The sequence below is a fragment of the [Clostridium] symbiosum genome (assembly GCA_036419695.1).
GTDB lineage: Bacteria > Bacillota > Clostridia > Lachnospirales > Lachnospiraceae > Otoolea > Otoolea symbiosa_A.
Map to the genome: position 1 here is coordinate 1372897 of CP143946.1, position 17689 is coordinate 1390585.

Annotated in this window: 18 protein-coding genes, 1 tRNA gene and 1 riboswitch; of the genes, 11 read left to right on the forward strand and 8 right to left on the reverse strand. The window is 49.3% G+C overall.

Features of this window, described 5'->3' with window-relative positions:
- Positions 1-67: 67 nt before the first annotated feature.
- Positions 68-616 (forward strand): hypothetical protein, encoded by a 549-nt coding sequence (locus tag V3C10_06350; protein ID WVP63433.1) that lies wholly within the window; start codon positions 68-70, stop codon positions 614-616.
- Between the two features lie 111 nt (positions 617-727).
- Here V3C10_06350 and hcp read toward each other — a convergent pair whose 3' ends face one another.
- From hcp to V3C10_06365, 3 genes are read right to left on the reverse strand one after another with little or no spacing between them, the layout of a single operon-like run.
- Positions 728-2323 (reverse strand): hydroxylamine reductase, encoded by a 1596-nt coding sequence (gene hcp / locus V3C10_06355; GenBank protein WVP63434.1) that lies wholly within the window; start codon positions 2321-2323, stop codon positions 728-730.
- A 51-nt stretch (positions 2324-2374) separates the two neighbouring features.
- A complete protein-coding gene (locus V3C10_06360; GenBank protein ID WVP63435.1) occupies positions 2375-2728 on the reverse strand; it encodes a cupin domain-containing protein in 354 nt (117 codons plus the stop codon).
- Positions 2729-2784: 56 nt separating this feature from the next.
- Entirely contained in the window at positions 2785-3429 is a 645-nt protein-coding gene (locus V3C10_06365; GenBank protein ID WVP63436.1) for a 4Fe-4S binding protein, read from the reverse strand.
- Positions 3430-3561: 132 nt separating this feature from the next.
- Here V3C10_06365 and V3C10_06370 point away from each other — a divergent pair, with 132 nt between their 5' ends.
- The 10 genes from V3C10_06370 (at position 3562) to V3C10_06415 (ending at position 12481) form a co-directional block, all read left to right on the forward strand.
- A complete protein-coding gene (locus tag V3C10_06370; GenBank protein WVP63437.1) occupies positions 3562-4215 on the forward strand; it encodes a Crp/Fnr family transcriptional regulator in 654 nt (217 codons plus the stop codon).
- A 327-nt stretch (positions 4216-4542) separates the two neighbouring features.
- The gene (locus tag V3C10_06375; GenBank protein WVP63438.1) at positions 4543-4863 is read left to right on the forward strand and encodes a helix-turn-helix transcriptional regulator; all 321 of its coding nucleotides are present in this window, start codon (positions 4543-4545) and stop codon (positions 4861-4863) included.
- A complete protein-coding gene (locus V3C10_06380) occupies positions 4863-5783 on the forward strand; it encodes a DUF2812 domain-containing protein (protein WVP63439.1) in 921 nt (306 codons plus the stop codon). Before V3C10_06375 ends, V3C10_06380 begins: the two co-directional genes overlap by 1 nt.
- A gap of 60 nt (positions 5784-5843) precedes the next feature.
- Entirely contained in the window at positions 5844-7235 is a 1392-nt protein-coding gene (locus V3C10_06385) for a DUF2812 domain-containing protein (protein WVP63440.1), read from the forward strand.
- A 441-nt stretch (positions 7236-7676) separates the two neighbouring features.
- Positions 7677-8882, forward strand: coding sequence for an aminotransferase class I/II-fold pyridoxal phosphate-dependent enzyme (locus V3C10_06390; GenBank protein WVP63441.1), 1206 nt, complete (start codon positions 7677-7679; stop codon positions 8880-8882).
- 14 nt (positions 8883-8896) lie between these two features.
- On the forward strand, positions 8897-9379 hold the full coding sequence (locus V3C10_06395; protein WVP64581.1) for a VanZ family protein: 483 nt from the start codon (positions 8897-8899) through the stop codon (positions 9377-9379).
- Complete coding sequence (truA, locus tag V3C10_06400; protein ID WVP63442.1) at positions 9369-10163, forward strand: tRNA pseudouridine(38-40) synthase TruA; 795 nt, start codon at positions 9369-9371, stop codon at positions 10161-10163. Before V3C10_06395 ends, truA begins: the two co-directional genes overlap by 11 nt.
- A gap of 45 nt (positions 10164-10208) precedes the next feature.
- Positions 10209-10799, forward strand: coding sequence for an RNA polymerase sigma factor (locus V3C10_06405; GenBank protein WVP63443.1), 591 nt, complete (start codon positions 10209-10211; stop codon positions 10797-10799).
- Positions 10796-12277 (forward strand): hypothetical protein, encoded by a 1482-nt coding sequence (locus tag V3C10_06410; protein WVP63444.1) that lies wholly within the window; start codon positions 10796-10798, stop codon positions 12275-12277. Before V3C10_06405 ends, V3C10_06410 begins: the two co-directional genes overlap by 4 nt.
- Before the next feature lie 131 nt (positions 12278-12408).
- Positions 12409-12481 (forward strand) — tRNA-Gln (locus V3C10_06415).
- A 171-nt stretch (positions 12482-12652) separates the two neighbouring features.
- On the opposite strand, the gene V3C10_06420 is transcribed toward V3C10_06415, so the two are convergent.
- The 5 genes from V3C10_06420 to ribD all read right to left on the reverse strand — a co-directional run bounded on the left by V3C10_06420 (position 12653) and on the right by ribD (position 17289).
- Entirely contained in the window at positions 12653-13681 is a 1029-nt protein-coding gene (locus tag V3C10_06420) for an aminotransferase class I/II-fold pyridoxal phosphate-dependent enzyme (protein WVP63445.1), read from the reverse strand.
- 173 nt (positions 13682-13854) lie between these two features.
- Positions 13855-14322 carry a 6,7-dimethyl-8-ribityllumazine synthase gene (gene ribE / locus V3C10_06425; GenBank protein WVP63446.1) on the reverse strand — a complete coding sequence of 156 codons (468 nt, stop codon included), beginning with the start codon at positions 14320-14322 and terminating at the stop codon, positions 13855-13857.
- Positions 14323-14342: 20 nt separating this feature from the next.
- Positions 14343-15542, reverse strand: a complete 1200-nt coding sequence (locus tag V3C10_06430) for a bifunctional 3,4-dihydroxy-2-butanone-4-phosphate synthase/GTP cyclohydrolase II (protein ID WVP63447.1) — start codon at positions 15540-15542, stop codon at positions 14343-14345.
- Between the two features lie 12 nt (positions 15543-15554).
- A complete protein-coding gene (locus tag V3C10_06435) occupies positions 15555-16202 on the reverse strand; it encodes a riboflavin synthase (protein WVP63448.1) in 648 nt (215 codons plus the stop codon).
- Positions 16183-17289 (reverse strand): bifunctional diaminohydroxyphosphoribosylaminopyrimidine deaminase/5-amino-6-(5-phosphoribosylamino)uracil reductase RibD, encoded by a 1107-nt coding sequence (gene ribD / locus V3C10_06440; protein ID WVP63449.1) that lies wholly within the window; start codon positions 17287-17289, stop codon positions 16183-16185. The genes V3C10_06435 and ribD overlap by 20 nt, the downstream gene beginning before the upstream one ends.
- Before the next feature lie 199 nt (positions 17290-17488).
- Positions 17489-17628, reverse strand: a riboswitch (FMN riboswitch).
- Between the last annotated feature and the right edge of the window lie 61 nt (positions 17629-17689).

The window sequence follows — 17689 nt, forward strand, 5'->3', positions numbered from 1 at the left end:
GACGGATGTGAACAGTAAAAAAGAATATGGAAAAGTCGTGTCATAAATAGAGAAGGAGACAATGGAAATGAACATAGAATCAGGAATTTTATCGGCAGCCGTGACACTTGTAATCGCAGTTTTAAACTGTTTTTACGGTTACCGGCTAAAAGAATTGTGGATTGGCCTGTCGGGCTTTCTGGTGGGAGCGCTGTTCGGAGGCAATATTGCGTGGAAACTGAGCGGAAGCGGCTGGATCACTGCGCTGGCGGCTCTGATTGCGGGATTTGTGGTGGTGGCGGCCGCATTCCGTCTGTATCTTGCGGGGATTTTTATCCTGGCTTTTCTGATGGTATTTGAAACAGGAAAAATCCTGATGCAGGAAGAGGGAGTTCTCCTGGTTCTGCTGCCTGCGATTCTGGGGGCGGCCGCCGGATTTCTGGCAATGAAATTTACGAAAGTGGTTCTGATACTGACGACCGCGCTGGGCGGCGGTTTTTCCATCATGGACAGCAGCATGAGAATGATAAATGTACAGCACACGGGATTTACCCTCCTGTCGACCGTGGTGGTGGGGCTGACGTTTGCGGTGATCGGGGCCGGCGTTCAGTTTTGCGCCACGGCAAAAGGCAGATGAAACATTCCGTTTCCGGTTTTTATGTTTCATCTGCCTTTGATAGACATGTGCCGTTAAACCCGCGCCGCTTATTTTCTATGCCGGAATACGCCGGATGACGGGGAGCCGGTCTTATTTTCCAAGTATCTTCTTTAAATCCTCTTCCGGAGTCCCGGTCGGTGAAATGTGGAAGTTCTCAACGAGATAATTCAGCACATTTTCAGAGAGGAAAGCGGGGAGCGTCGGCCCCAGGTAAATTCCCTGTATGCCCAGATGAAGCAGTGACAGCAGAATGCAGACCGCTTTCTGTTCATACCAGGACAGCACCAGGGTCAACGGAAGTTCGTTGACGCCGCAGCCGAAGGCATCCGACAGGGCCAAAGCCACCTTGACGGCGCTGTAGGCATCGTTACACTGTCCCATATCCATCAGGCGGGGAAGTCCGGCCACCGTTCCTAAATCCAGATCATTGAACCGGTATTTGCCGCAGGCCAGGGTGAGAATCACGCTGTCGGCAGGGGCCTGTTTTACGAAGTCGGTGTAGTAATTCCTTCCCGGGCGCGCTCCGTCGCAGCCACCCACGAGGAAGAAATGGCTGATATCGCCGGATTTTACGGCCTCCACCACCTTATCTGCCACGGAAAGAACGGTTCCATGGCCAAAACCTGTCGTCACCTCTTTTCCTCCGTTCATGCCTGTGAATTCCCGGTCTTCCTCATACCCGCCGAGTTCCAGGGCTTTTTCAATGACGGGGGTAAAATCTTTATCATCCCCGATGTGGACAAGTCCCGGCCAGGCCACAACTTCAGTCGTAAATACACGGTCGGAGTAGCTTTCTTTTACCGGCATCAGGCAGTTGGTGGTGAAAAGTACGGGAGCCGGGATACCTGCAAATTCCTTCTGCTGGTTCTGCCATGCCGTGCCGAAATTTCCTTTCAGATGGGAATATTTTTTCAGGAGAGGATAGGAATGGGCCGGGAGCATTTCACCATGGGTGTAGATATTGATGCCTCTTCCCTCCGTCTGTTCAAGCAGCAGTTTCAGGTCGTATAAATCGTGGCCGCTGATGACGATAAACGGGCCTTTTTCCACGGTAAGGGAGACCGTGGTAGGAGCCGGGGTTCCAAAGGATTCCGTATTCGCACGGTCCAACATCTCCATACAGCGTAAATTTACTTCGCCCGTCTCCATCACAATGGGGAGCAGTTCATCCATGCCCCAATCCTCGCCGATGGCGAAGAGGGCCTTTAAAAAGAAGCGGTTGACCGTGTCGTCGCTGTATCCCAGTACCATGGCATGGTAGGCATAGGCCGCCATCCCCCGGATACCGAACAGAATCAGGGATTTCAGGGAACGGATGTCTTCATCGGCATTCCAGAGGCTGTTCATGCCGTAATCGCTGTTATGGCCGCAGGGGGAACCGCAGGCACTACAGCCGGGCACGATGGAATCCTTTTCTTCCCGCACCTGTTTTATCATCTGCCGGATGGAATCCTCATCAAAACTTACGTTGGTAACGGTGGTAAAAAGTCCCTTCAAAATAATCCGGCAGGTCCTATCCGTGACCGGATTGCCGGAACAGGATCTGGCAAGGCCGATCAGGGCGCCGGTCAGTTCATCCTGAAGTCCGGCCACAGAAGCCGTTTTACCGCAGACACCGGCCCTGCCGGTACAGCCGCTGCATCCGGCGGTCTGTTCGCACTGAAAACAAAACATTTTATCGTTCATCTATTTTTCTCCTTTTTATGCTGATATGACTGATGTGATGAGAGAAGCCTGCTACGCTTCTTTATTAAATGGGAAAACTACAACAAGAAGCATCTTGAACGGTTCCTCCGCATACACGGCATGGGGCTTTTTGGCCGGCATGACCAGAGTTTCCCCTGTGTTCAGGACGTGGATTTTGCCATCTACGGTAAACCGGCCGGTTCCTTCGAGTACGGTGACCATCGCATCTCCTTCGGAATCGTGGGTGCTGATTTCTTCATCCTTGTCAAAGGCGAAGAGCGTGATGCTGACGGCGCTGTTCTGAGCCAGGGTTTTGCTGACTATCTGTCCCGGCTGAGTTGTGACCTGACCGCACAAAGTAACGGCTTCCTCATGGGCGATATTTTTTATATAGGGATATTTCATGTTTTTCTCCTTTCACATGGAATCTGCATAGAATTAAGTTACCGTTTACTCTACGTTCAGTCCAGTATCCTGCCGTCGGTTGAGATGGTTACAACCTGCCATGGAATGAATTTTCCGCTGGCCTGGAGCGCATTTTTCGCCGCGTGTTCGATTCCGCCGCAGCACGGAACTTCCATGCGCACTACGGTGACACTCTTAATATCGTTGTTCCTGATAATTTCCGTCAGCTTCTCCGAGTAGTCCACGGAATCCAGCTTCGGACAGCCGATCAGGGTGATTTTGCCTTTGATAAACTCGTTATGGAAATTGGCATAGGCATAGGCGGTACAGTCCGCTGCAATTAAGAGCTTCGCTCCGTCAAAATAAGGCGCCCTGACCGGAACAAGTTTAATCTGAACCGGCCACTGAGATAACTGACTTACCGGGACCGGGGAGCAGGAACAGGAGGCCGTATCGGCAGCTGCAGCGGCCGCTCTTGCCTTAACGGCCGCTTCATCGTAGGGCGCCGCCTCTCTTTCTTCAAATGTAATGGCGCCTGTCGGACAGGCCGGGAGACAGTCCCCAAGACCATCACAGTAATCGTCCTTTAAAAGCTTTGCCTTTCCATCCACCATCCCGATGGCCCCTTCATGGCAGGCAGCGGCGCAGATACCACAGCCGTTACATTTTTCTTCATTGATTTTTATAATTCTTCTTATCATAATAATTCCTCACTTTCTGAACCGGTTATATAACAGCAAGTTCTTTTTCCTGTACCTCTTGAACTTGTGGTTACAGTATATTAAAATGATTGCAATATGTCTGTTGTAATTACAACATAAAGGAGAGAAAATATGAAAAATAAATCGATGCCGGATAACTGCCTTTTCCGGGGTTTTACGGAGGAGGAGACGGAGAGTGTCCTGAAATGCCTGTCCGCTGTCAGCCGATCTTATAAAAAAGACGAATACATTTTCCGAATGGGCGATACGATTACCACCGTTGGAATGGTTATTACCGGTTCGGTCCAGGTGATGCGGGAAGATTACTGGGGGAACAGACAGATCATTGCAGGGATCGGAGCGGGGCAGATATTCGGCGAGAGTTACGCCTGCGCCGTCGGGGAACCCCTGATGGTCAGCGTCATGGCGGCGGAAAATACGGAAGTTATGTTTCTGGAAGTCAGGAAACTTTTGACGGTCTGTTCAATGGCATGTCAGTTTCATTCCAGGGTAATACAAAACCTGCTTACCGTGATTGCGGGCAGAAATCTTACCCTGACGACGAAGATTGACCATATGAGCAAGAAGACGATCCGGGAAAAGGTACTTTCTTACCTTTCCTACCAGGCCGAGAAAGTGGGGAAAGGAAGTTTTGATATCCCGTTCAACCGGCAGCAGCTGGCCGACTATCTGGCCGTGGACCGGAGCGCCCTGTCCGCCGAACTGTCTAAAATGCAGAAGGCAAAGATTATATCATACGACAAAAACCATTTTATACTGTTATAGCGCTGCGGGGCGGAAACGGAGAGTAAGTTTCCGCTCAAAGTCTATGGGCAGGGAGCGTTGTTCTTAATAATGTAAGAAAATAGTAATATCATTGGAATTGACAATATCGAATATCGATAATATAATAAAAGTATAAATATCGATATTCGATATTTGCTGTGAAAGAGATCTTTTAAACTTACAATATAGGATTGTGGATGGACGGAGGGTTAAAATAGAAGGTCTTAAAAGAAAGGCAAAATAGACAGTCAGAATAGAATGTTAAAACAGAAAATTAAAATGGAACATCAATACAGGAATCAAATATAGAAGAGAGGGGGCGCGGCTGTGGCAAGGGAACAGTTCCAGAGTCTTACGGAACAGATGTATTACATCCTGCTGGCTCTTTTAGAGCCGAGATGCGGAGTTGATATTTCCAGAAAGGCCATGGAGATATCGAGAGACAGAATCCAGATTGGGCCGGGTACCCTGTACACGCTCCTGGCGAAGTTTGAAAAAGAAGACATGATACAGGAGGTAAAGGTCGAAGGCAGAAAGAAATACTATCAGATAACCGTTCACGGAAGAACGATGCTCCAGGAGGAATACAGGCGCCTGGAAACGCTGGTGGAAGAGGGCCGTGAATATATGAGGGGAGGCAGTTTATAATGGCAGGGAGAAGATACCGGTATTGCAATTTCAGGGAATACGAAGGAGAGGCATTTGCCAGATATCTCGAAAAGATGGCGGCAAAGGGCTGGTATATAGACAGGAGCCTGTTAAACAACATCTGGTCTTTCAGAAAAGGGGAACCTTCAAGGCGCCGTTACAACGTGGTTCTGATGCCTGGCAGCAGCCGATTTGATATTGAAGAGAATGAAGGCAGCGGCCAGTTCCGTGAACTGTGCAGTCAGGCCGGTTGGAATCTGGAATACGGAGGAATTCTCTGGCAGATCTTTTATACGGGGGAGGAAGACGTTCTTCCGGTGGAGAGCGATCCGGAGACGAAGCTGGATTTGATCCGGGATATCATGATGGCGCCCTGGCGCCTGGTTCTGGATTTCCTGATGGTCTGTTGCCTGCTTGCCCCTTCGATAAGCGTGATCTGGAAGACGGGAATTGGCTCTTTATCGACTTTACAGGTGGCAGGCTGTGGTCTTCTGGCCGTCTGGGCAATCTACAGGGCCATAAGCCGGTTTAGCATGATTAGATGGTACAGAAAGGCACGCCAAAGCGTGGAAAGAGGAGAGGGAATTCCATCCGGCGATGTAAAACAGGCTATGTTCAGAAGCGGCCTGGAACTTGTTTTTTCAATTATCATGATTCTGGCGGCATTCCAGATACGTCCGCTTCTCATAACGCTTATCTGGATAGAAATGCTCGAAAGCGCCTGCATAGAAGTGTTCAGATACAGGCGGGACAACGAAGGAGCGGCCGGGGGAGAGAAGGCCAGGGTTATAATAATTCTCGTAATCATCATACTGATCGGAGTTATTTTCTTCCCCCTGGATTACATTACAAGGATAACTCCCGACTGGATTGAGCTTGGACAACAGAACCCGGTAAACATAGAAAAGATAATAGACTAACTTTCTGTCTTTCTATCACCCAAAAAGCAAAATAAGCACAGTGAGAGGAGGCGTCCCGCCATGGCAAAGAAAAAGTATACATTTATAACATTCAAGGAATACGAGACCGAGGCCTTTGCCGAATATTTGGAAATGATGGCGGCAAGGGGCTGGTTCTTAAAGAATATACGCCAGAGCTGCATTGAAAGCTTTGAAAAGGGCGAGCCGAAAAGACTTAAATTTTGTGTAGCGGTCCTGCCGGGCGGCTCGGAATTTGAGAGCGTGGAAAGCATAGAAGCACAGCAGTTCCGTGAATACTGCGAGGAGGGCGGCTGGAAATTACAGTACGGCGGACCTCTTTGGCAAATCTTTTATACGGAAGAGGAAGATACGGTGCCGATAGAGACAGATCCCCGAATCCAATTGGAGATTCAGCGGAAAGTCACGCTTTCCTGGGGGAGGGTACTGTGCCAGCTGTTTATAATCGGCGCCTGGCTGTGGATGCTGAAGTCCATGCTGAAGAACCCTGGAACCCAGTTTTCATCCTACGAACAACTGATACTCATGTTTTTCTACTGCCTGCTGATCCTGATAGTGGCAGGCCAGCTGCTGGGTCCGGTAATCTGGTATTACAGGGCCGGAAAAACAATTGATGAAACAGGAACACTTCCCCATACCTCCTGGAAGAAGGTGAAAAGAAGAAATGCCCTGTATGGCCTGTTTATTCTGGCTGCTCTGTCACTGCTTGCATATGCCCAGGGCAGAACGGGCGCACTGCCGTTTATCATCGAGATTTTTATCATAACACTTTTCATACTCTACTGCGGCAAAGTCCTGGAAATGGTCAGGGAGACGCAGGGGACGACAAAAGCGGGAAAAGTCATGATTTATATAGTCGCCACAGCCATAGTGGGGACGCTGGCCCTGATCTATATCACACTGCAGATTATCTCCATTTTTCCGAACAGAAGCGAAGAAAAACGGTACGAACGGATAGCCGGATTCCCCGTGGAATTCGAAGAACTGGGCGGCTACACATTCGAAGAAAGCTGGGGAGAAAAAAGCCAGCAGACCGCCTTCTGTTTTTACCAGAGAGAGGGCGGCGTCAGACGTGACCCCTCCGGAAAAGAACAGGATCTCAGGATGGAGTATTACAAAAGCCCCTTCCCCTGGATCATTCGCTCCACGAAAAAAACATACCCAATCAACAGGGGAAACGTCTGGAACATAGAGAAAAAAGAAACCTGGAAAGACGGGGACGCCGAGGTAGTCCGGTACCACTACACCCTGGATTGTCACGGCAACGATGCCGAAATGGCAAACGCCATCGAAGAGTCCTGGAACAGCAGAGAGCGGGATTTATACATCATATCCAACCAAACCGAACTCCTGTCCCTGGAATTCTCCACCCCAACAGACCGTGACACAATAAAACCGGCAGTAGAATCCCTAAAAACCCCCAACACACAATAGTCCCCTCCAATCTTTCCTCGCATTTCATCCCTCTTTTTCCCAAAAGAAAAACGAGGAATCAGCGATGCCAGGATGGCGGGCGGGGCAGCACACTTCGCGTCTTCAGTCCCGTCATAACCTTCCCGGCGGGGGAACGAGGGAGAAAAAGATTCCTGTGGGAATATTGGAGTCCATCAGTACTTGACGAGGTCTTTTCGAGTCTAGTACTGTTATGCACTCCACAAAGCGCAAGCGTTTCCCACAGGAATCTTTTTCTGCCCTCGTTCCCCCGCCTCGATCCCCATCCCAGGACTGAAGACTCATAACCATCCACTCCCCCGTCCGCCACCCCCGCTAAGTATCCTCATTTTTCATCCCACCCCCACCCTTTACTTTCCCCCCTCAATGTAATATAATGACTTAAATTGGCTTTTTCTGCCCTGCATAAGAGGAGGAATTCAGATGGAATTTGCAAAGAGAATGGATCGGTTTGGAGAAGGCGTTTTTTCCATGCTGGCCCAGATGAAACAGAGGAGACTGGAAGAGGGAAACATGATTGTGGATTTGAGCATTGGAGCGCCCAATATCCCGCCGGCTCCACATATACTGAAAGTTTTGAGCGAAGAATGTCTGATACCGGAAAATTACATATATGCTATCAGTGACCGGAAAGCGCTTCTTGAAGCTGTTTCCCTGTGGTACAGGAACCGCTATGGAGTGGAGCTTGACCCGGAGACGGAGATCTGTTCTCTTCTGGGTTCCCAGGAGGGGCTTTCCCATATTGCCATGACAATTGCGGATGAGGGAGACCGGATTCTGGTTCCGGATCCCTGCTATCCCGTGTTCGCGGACGGCCCGTCCCTTGTCGGCGCATCGCTCTATTACATGCCGCAGAGGAAAGAGAACCACTATATTATCGATCTGAAAGAAATTCCGGAAGAAGTGGCAATGGAGGCAAAACTGATGGTAGTGTCTTATCCGAACAATCCGACCGCCGTCATGGCGCCGGACAGTTTCTATCAGGAGTTAATTGCATTTGCCCAAAAATATGATATTATCGTGCTTCACGACAACGCTTACAGTGAACTGGTCTTTGACGGGAAAACCTGCGGAAGTTTTCTGCGGTTTCCGGGAGCCAGGGAGGTGGGAGTGGAGTTTAACTCACTCTCCAAGACGTACGGACTGGCCGGAGCCAGGGTTGGCTTCTGTGTCGGAAACCGTGAAGTAGTCGGCCGCCTTAAAACGTTAAAATCAAATATGGACTATGGCATGTTCCTGCCGGTTCAGAAAGCGGCCATTGCGGCGATCACAGGAGATCAGAGCTGCGTGGCCGAGACGAGGGCGGCTTATGAGAAACGGCGCGACCTGCTCTGTGACGGCTTTAACGCCATTGGATGGCAGATAGACAAGCCGGAGGCCACCATGTTCGTCTGGGCGAAGATTCCGGCTCATTTTAATGATTCCCTTAAATTTGTAACGGAATTATTTGAACGGACCGGTGTTCTTGTGACTCCGGGAAGCGCCTTCGGCCCATCAGGGGAAGGCTATGTGAGAATGGCCCTGGTCCAGGATGAAGAGGCCATTGGGAAAGCGGTGGATGCCGTAAAAGAGAGCGGCATTCTGGAAGAAAATGGAAGATGCCGTGAGAAGCAGGGAGGCAGAGGATAGAGACAGTGACGTTTGTGAAAAAAAAGATGATTTGGCATGTCCTGTTATTGGCCTATATCATATTCATATTTTCAAATTCTTTGACCCCGGCGGATGAATCGTCTGCGGAGAGCGGTTTTGTGCTCCGTCTTGTCCATCAGGCAATTAATGCGGCCGGGCTCAGCGCCCCATGGCTGACGGAACATATCATTCGAAAATGCGCCCATTTTGGAGAATATACGGTGCTCGGCATCCTGCTTTTTAAAAGTATCAGAAATCTGGAGTTCGGCGCCGCAGTACGAAGGCAGATCCACATGCTCCTCATTTTTTTCATTCCCTTTGTGGATGAGACCCTTCAGCTTTTTACGGAGGGACGATCCGGACAGATCAGCGATGTGTGGCTCGATATGAGCGGTGTTATTACGGGAACAATTTTGTACCTCTGTATTTGTTTACTTGTAACAGGGAAAGCTGAAAGAGGAAGGAAAAAAAGGACGGGGAGAAACTTTGGAAGATAAAAATATAAAAATTATTTTACAGTATGACGGCACACGCTACGACGGCTGGCAGAAACAGGGTAATACGTCTCAGACAATCCAGGGAAAGCTTGAGGCCGTCCTGGAACGGATGACAGGGTGTCCGGTGGAAGTCCATGGCTCGGGCCGGACGGATGCGGGTGTCCATGCGCTGCGTCAGGTGGCCAATTTCCATCTGCCCATGTCCTATTTCAGGGGGAAAGAAAGTTCCTCCGCTATGGCGTCCGTTAAAAATTATCTGAATGAATATCTGCCGGAGGATATCAGAATCCTGGATGCGCAGGAGGTGCAGCCACGGTTTCACAGCCGGCTGAACGCCATTTCAAAGACTTATATTTACCGGATCGAGACGGCGGAGAAAAAAGACGTATTTGAACGCAAATACAGATATGGACTGGGAACCATGCCGGATTTGGAAGCCATGAGAAGGGCGGCGGCCTTTCTGGTGGGCACCCATGATTTCAGGGCATTCTGTTCGGTTAAAAAGATGAAGAAGACGACGGTTCGGACCATCAGCCGGATTGACATCCGCAGGGAGGGCACACAGCTTGAATTTCTTTTTGAGGGAAACGGTTTCCTCTATAATATGGTGCGGATTCTGGTGGGGACGCTTCTCGAAGCCGGACTCCACGAACGAAGCGAACAATCCGTCAGGGAGGCGCTTTTAAGTCTTGACAGAAGTCGGGCGGGAAAGACGGCTCCTGCGGAGGGACTGTTTCTGGCCGATGTCGCATACGAAGAAAAAATTTTCCAAAGTGTGCAATAAGAAACGGATCCTTTGCATTAAACTAATAGAAAGGAAATTTAGTCCATGTTTTTGATGGGGATATTTACAACCCTGGAAGAGGCGGTCGCTTATGATAAGATGAGCGATGAGAAGCTGCTTTTACGCGTTGCCACAGGCGACCGGGAGGCGTTTCAGAGACTCTATCAGAATACGGATAAAACCATATATGGCTTTATTCTGTCAATCCTGCGCAGCCCGCAGGATGCGGAAGAGATCATGCAGGAGACTTATTTAAAGATATGGACTTCTGCAGGAAGCTACAAGTCCCAGGGGAAACCGCTGGCCTGGATGTTTACCATTGCCAGAAACCTCTGCTACATGAAATTCCGCGACCAGAAAAGGGAAGCCGATATAGGTCTTTCTGACCTTTCAGAAGGCGAGATGGGGGAATTCTGCCCGCAGATAGAAGACGCGGCGGATAAGATGGTGCTTCGCACAGCGCTCCAGATCCTGAATGAAGAGGAGCGGCAGATTGTGCTGTTACATACGACAGCAGGCATGAAACACAGGGAAATCGCGGCGGATCTCGAGATGCCGCTTGCGACTGTGCTGTCTAAATACAATCGTGCCATGAAAAAATTACAGAAACATCTGAGAGAGGAGGGAGAACATTGACCGATCACTCAGACTTACAATGGAATAACGATGAGATAGCGAAACATCTGAAATCGGCAGTGGACACCCTGACTCCCGATGTGCTTAATAAAATTGATCTGACGACCCCCCAGGATATCTATACCGGACCGTCCAGGGTGACGAGGATATACCGGAGGATGCGCACTGTGGCAACCGTTATGGCCGCCTGCCTGTGCGTGGCCGTTTTAGGCGGAGGAGTCGCCAGATATCAGAACAGCCGGATCGATTCCGTCGTCGGCATCGATGTCAATCCAAGTCTTGAACTTTCAGTCAACCGTAACGACAAGGTCCTGAAAGCCGAGGCGCTGAACAGCGACGCGGAGGAGATTCTGGATGGCATGGAGCTGAAGAATGTGGATGTGGACATTGCGGTAAACGCTCTCATTGGTTCCATGGTACGTCATGGTTATCTGAATGATTTGGATAACGCAATTCTTGTAACCGTAGCCAACGACGACAGGAAGAAAGCTTCTGAGCTGCGCCAGGATGTTGTTGTGGACATCGAGGCCTCACTGGAAGAACATAAGGTACAGGCTGTTGTTTACGATCAGCAGGCCCCGGTTTCCAACGAAGTCAGGGAACTGGCCCAGGAATATGGAATTTCCTATGGAAAAGCGTACTTCCTGCAGGAGCTGATTGATGAAAACGACCTGGGCGAAGAGGATATGAAAGAATTCGCCGGGATGACGATGGAAGAGATCGCAAAGGAAATCACCGAGCGTTCCTACACCGTGCGCCGTGATGATGACGATACAAATGAAGAGACTTCCGAAAAGAGCAGCGCCGAACACACAAGCACCGCCGCCACCAGGGCGGAGACGGAAGCATCCACACAGGAGAGCCTGACCGAAGAAGCATCATCTTCCGAGACGAACGCAGAGACACAGCGTCCATCTACGGAACCTCACACCACCGCTCCGGCAGGAACGACGGAAACGGCTGAGGAGACGGAAGAGAGCAGTTCCGGGAAAAAGGCCAAGATCGATTATGTGGATTTTGAAGACGGAAAGCTAAACGTTGTATTTAAAGGGAAAGTCAAGTGGAAGAATCCGACCGTGTCCGTGAAGGATGAGAACGGAGGAAGCTATTCGGCGATGATAACCGATACCAGCCCGGACTCCTGTGAGATTACCATCAAGGGTCTGGATGGAGGAACTGACTATGTTTTTGTCCTGGCCGGTGTAGCTCCAAGGGATGGCGGTTCCTATGCAAGCATTAAGGGATATTTTGATACGCCCGATATTGCCGATGAGGTGACGGATGGGGATGACGAGGACGAGACGGAAGAGACCGAGACAGTCAAACCGACGCAGCCTCAGGAAAGCGCATCCGTACCGTCGGATACGGTTCCGGCGCCGGAAACACTTCCTGCCACAGAACCAGAGAGCCAGTCTACGGCACCGGCAGGGGAGCAGACCAGTCCTCCGGTTCAGCCCGAATTGGGAACAGGACAGTAGTTTTAAGGAAATGAATTATACAATTTGTTTAAAAAATTGCAAAAAATGCTAAAAAAGCCCTTGACGAAATCTGGTAACATGATATAATAGATTCCGCAGCCAACAAAAAACGGTTGCGGAATCTTAAACATTGGGCCATCGCCAAATGGTAAGGCAACGGACTCTGACTCCGTCATTTTCAAGGTTCGAATCCTTGTGGCCCAGTTAACAGAATAAGAGAATCCCTGTTTCACATCTGTGAGACAGGGATTCTCTTATTCTGTATAATCGATTAATATTTTATTTCTGTATACCCCATTTTGATATACTTCATTTCGATATATACATAGGAAAGTTCTTCGAACTTCCCTATATAATAAAAATTCCTTTGGCCGGTTATTCGATACAATCTTTCAAATATGCTACAAAGCCGCGGACCGCTTTTTCCGGAGTTGCCCATGAGGTGACAAAGCGGATCGCCATATCGCCGTTGTCGAATACCCGCTCCGTCTCATAGGTGTATTCTTCCGCCAGCTTTTCCGCCAGCTGCCTGCCGACAATCGGGAAAATCTGGTTGGAGGAGGTTTCGGACAGGAAGGAAAAACCGCAGTCCTTAAAACCCGTTCTGAGAATTTCACTCATATCGTTGGCATGTTTTCCCAGCTCATAATAAAGTCCGTCGGTGAAGAGAGTTTCAAACTGCAGGCCCAGGAGCCAGCCCTTTGCCAGCATCGCGCCCCTTTGTTTTAATTGAAAACGGAAGCAGGATTTCAGTTCCGGATGGCAGATTACTAACGCCTCCCCGAACAATGCCCCATTTTTAGTTCCGCCTATATAGAACATATCCGTAAGCTCCACCAGATCTTCCAGAGTGAGATCATTGGTGGAACTGGTCAGGGCCGACGCCAGCCGGGCGCCGTCCAGGAACAGATAGAGATGGTTCAGGCGGCATAAGTGGCTCAGCTCCTCCAGTTCCTGTTTTGTATACTGTGTTCCCAGCTCCGTTGTATTGGAGATGTAAACTAATTTTGGAAGTACGGTAAATTCTGCGTTGTGTTTTTTTAGCATCTGTGCAACATCGGAGGCATGTATTTTTCCGTCTGCCGTCGGGATGGTGAGAATCTTATGGCCGGTTGCCTCCACGGCTCCGGTCTCGTGGCAGTTGATATGGCCTGTTTCGGCGGAAACTACGGCCTCGTGTGGGCGCAGAGCCCTTGCAATCGCCAGCAGGTTGGTCTGTGTGCCTCCCGGAATAAAATGGACGTCGATATCACTGCGCCCGCATTCCTTCTTAATCAGAGCGGCGGCGCGCTCACAGTGGCCGTCCTTGCCATATCCCGGATTCTGCTCCAGATTTGTATTCATCATCGCTTCCAGTACGCGCGGATGGGCTCCTTCGCTGTAATCATTGGCAAAACTGTACATGTTATATTCCTCCTGTTGTCTCGTCATTTTCTGTGTAGAAGATCCTATCCCTCTATTTTGAGTGCAGAAGGGGAGGTTGTCAAGTGGAAAACCGGGAATAGAAAAGAACCGAAAAGAACGGTTATCGTGGACGGCAAAAGAAAATACAGCGCTTTAAGGTAAATCGATAGATCCTATTTATTTATCTCGCGAATTAAATTTATCATCTCAATCGCACCTACAGCACAATCATATCCTTTGTTCCCTGCCTTTGTTCCGGCCCGTTCAATCGCCTGCTCAATATTTTCGGTAGTCAGTACGCCAAACATAACCGGAAGGCCGCATTTTAATGAAACAGCAGCAATGCCTTTTGATACTTCATTGCAGACATAATCATAGTGGCTGGTGGAACCTCGGATCACTGCGCCCAGGCAGATGATTGCATCATATTTTCCGCACTCCGCCATTTTCGATGCAATCAGCGGGATTTCAAAAGCCCCCGGTACCCATGCAACTTCAATGTCCTCCTCCCTCACATCATGCCGGAGTAATCCGTCCATGGCGCCGCCCAACAGCCTGGAGGTGATAAATTCATTGAAACGGGCGGCTACAATTCCTATTTTGATTTCCTTCGATACAAGCTTTCCCTCAAATGTCTTCATAATGATTTCCTTTCTTTCATTTAATACTTTAAAATATGACCCATGCGCTTCTGCTTCGTTTTTAAATAAAACAGATCGTGGGAGGTAGCATCCATCTGAATCGGCACGCGTTCCGTGATATCAAGTCCAAATTCTGCAAGCTGATAGACTTTATCAGGATTGTTTGTTAGGAGACGTATACTCTTTACACCTAACGCCCTTAAAATCTGGGCGCCGATATAATACTCCCGTTGATCGCCGGCAAAGCCCAGCGCAAGATTGGCATCCAGCGTGTCCATACCCTGTTCCTGCAGTTCATAGGCCCTCAGTTTATTGATCAGGCCAATTCCACGGCCCTCTTGGCGCATATAGAGCAAAATGCCCCGTCCTTCTCTTTCAATTTGTGTCATCGCGGCAGACAATTGCTGGCCGCAGTCGCAGCGCAGAGAACCGAATGTGTCCCCCGTTAAGCACTCAGAATGGACACGGCATAAAACATTTTTTCCATCACCGATCTCTCCCCTGACCAGAGCCATATGGTGTTCCCCATTTAAACGGTTCACAAAGCCATAGGCCATAAAATCACCATATTTTGTTGGAAGTTTTACAGCGGCCTTCTGGTCAACCAGCGTTTCATGGCATTTTCTGTAATTTTGTAAATCACGTATTGTAATAAATTTCATGTCCCATTTTTTCGCCAGTTCCATCAATTCGGGGGTACGCATCATCGTTCCGTCCTCCCGCATAATCTCGCAGCACAAACCACATTCTTTCAAACCGGCCAGACGGCATAAATCAACGGTTGCTTCGGTGTGGCCGCTTCGTTCCAGTACGCCGTTGGGCTTTGCTAAAAGTGGGAACATGTGTCCCGGCCTTCGGAAATCTTCCGGTTTTGCATCATCCGATACGCAGCCCAGGGCAGTTATGGAACGCTCTGCAGCAGAAATGCCGGTGGAGGTCGTAACATGATCGATGGAGACAGTAAACGCAGTTTCGTGATTATCTGTGTTTTGCGTTACCATTTGAGGAATTTTCAGCTTTTCTATGTATTCCTCTGACATGGGCATACAAATCAGACCCCTGCCGAAGGTTGCCATAAAGTTGATATTGGCGGTTGTGGCATATTCCGCTGCGCAGATAAAATCTCCTTCATTTTCACGCTCCGGATCATCTGTTACAAGAATTATTTTTCCGCTGCGAAGCTCATCAAGCGCTTCTTCGATTGAGTTGAACTGTGCCATTATTTTTCCTCCTTAAAACCCGTGTTGAGTTAGAAATTCTCTTGTAAGTGTGTTTTTTTTCTTCTGTTCTTCAGCAGGAGAGAACAGCTTTTCTACATATCTGCCTATCAGGTCCGTTTCCAGATTGACAATATCATTTTCCTTTCGTTCTTTTAAAACCGTCCTGCTCACTGTATGAGGAATAGCTGAAATAGAAAAGTCAGTTTGCGTGACCGCTGCGACAGTCAAACTGATGCCGTCTATGGCCACAGAACCTTTTTCCACAATATACCGCATAATATCCGGTTTTACCTGAAACGTAAACCAGATGGCGGTATCATCGCGCTGTATACGGACAATTTTTCCGACTCCATCTGCATGTCCTGCAACGATATGACCGCCAAAACGTCCGTTTGCCGGCATGGCACGCTCCAAATTGACGTGGCTTCCACGTGCCAGAGCCGCCAGGGCGGAACGGTTTAAGGTTTCGTGCATGATATCTGCGGAAAATCCATCGGGATACAACTTCGTAACAGTTAGGCAGATTCCGTTTACTGCAATACTGTCACCAATCCCTGTATCCTCCAGAACTTTTTTAGCGCGGATAGACAGTACGGCGGAATTTTGGCCGCGTTTTATTTGATCCACCGTTCCAACTTCCTCAATAATCCCGGTAAACATCGCTGACTACCTCACTTTCTATCAAAAAGTCATCACCCAAACGTGTCCATGTACTGTTTTTCAGGCGGAATGCGTTGGCAGGGGATTCAACACCCGTCCCTTCTATCGGCGTCTTAGAAGCCTGGCCGCCAAAAAGTTTTGGAGCGATATAGGCCTGTATTTTCTGTACAATACCGCTCTTTAAAGCAGACCAGTTCAGTGTGCCGCCGCCCTCCAGCAAAATGCTGTCGATCCGTTCCTGTCCCAGCTGCGCCATAAGCTGCTCCAGATCCACATGTCCGTCTTTTTCCCTCAGATGCAGAATGCGGCACCCGGCCGACACATAAGCGGACTGTCTCTCTGCATCTGGGCAGCAGGTTGCAAAGATGGTTGGAATCTGCCTTGCAGTCGTGACCACCTGTGCCGTAACCGGTGTACGCAGATGAGTGTCGCAAATGATGCGGATTGGATTTTTTCTTCCGGCGATGCGGCAGGACAGCATCGGGTCATCGGACAATACCGTCCCCACACCAACCATAATGGCCGAATAACGATGTCTCTGTTCCTGTACATGGTTTCGGGCAGTTTCTCCGGTGATCCATTTGGATGCACCCGTGTAGGCAGCGATTTTTCCATCCAGCGTCATGGCATATTTCATCACCACAAGGGGACATCCGGTCTTAACATAGTGAAAAAACACTTCATTCAGTTTCTTGCAGTCTTCCTGCAGAACGCCTTCCGTTACCTCGATACCATGGGCCCGCAGGATTTGAATTCCTTTTCCGCGGACCAGCGGATTGGGATCATCAGAGCCAACAACGACCCTCTTAATGCCGGCTTCCAGAATGGCGTCCGTACAGGGAGGCTGTCTGCCGTAATGGCAGCAGGGTTCCAGTGTGACATACATCGTCGCACCCTCAGGCGAAAATTCACAGGAAGCCAGCGCATTGCGCTCTGCATGGGGCTGTCCGTATTTTTCATGCCAGCCCTGCCCGATGATTTTTCCGTCCTTTACGATAACAGCGCCTACCATAGGATTTGGCGCAACCCATCCGCAGCCCTTTTGGGCAAGCTGCAGGGCTAACTGCATATAGCTAACATCGTTCACAGAATCACCTCCAAAAACAACGAAAACCACGCTTCGTGAACTTTTCATTGCCACTCAATAAAAATGCCCTGAACAAAATCGTTCAGGGCAATGCAGAAAGGGCACAGGCCTGCACCTGTGCAAAAATAAAACTCCGGAATGTAAAAACAATCCAGAGCACGCTTTCTGTACACAGAATGGTATACTCCACCCTGTGCATAATGATCTTCTTCTATCCAGACTATACTGTCGGTTTTGGACTTTCACCAAATCCTGACTTGAACCTATGTCAAGTCCTGCGCTCTCGCGCTCGCGGACTATACCGCCGATCGGGAATTTCACCCTGCCCTGAAGATTTTATTCAATTCATGAAATATAGTATATATAGCTGCTTTGTCTTTGTCAAGTGAATTTGCCTGGG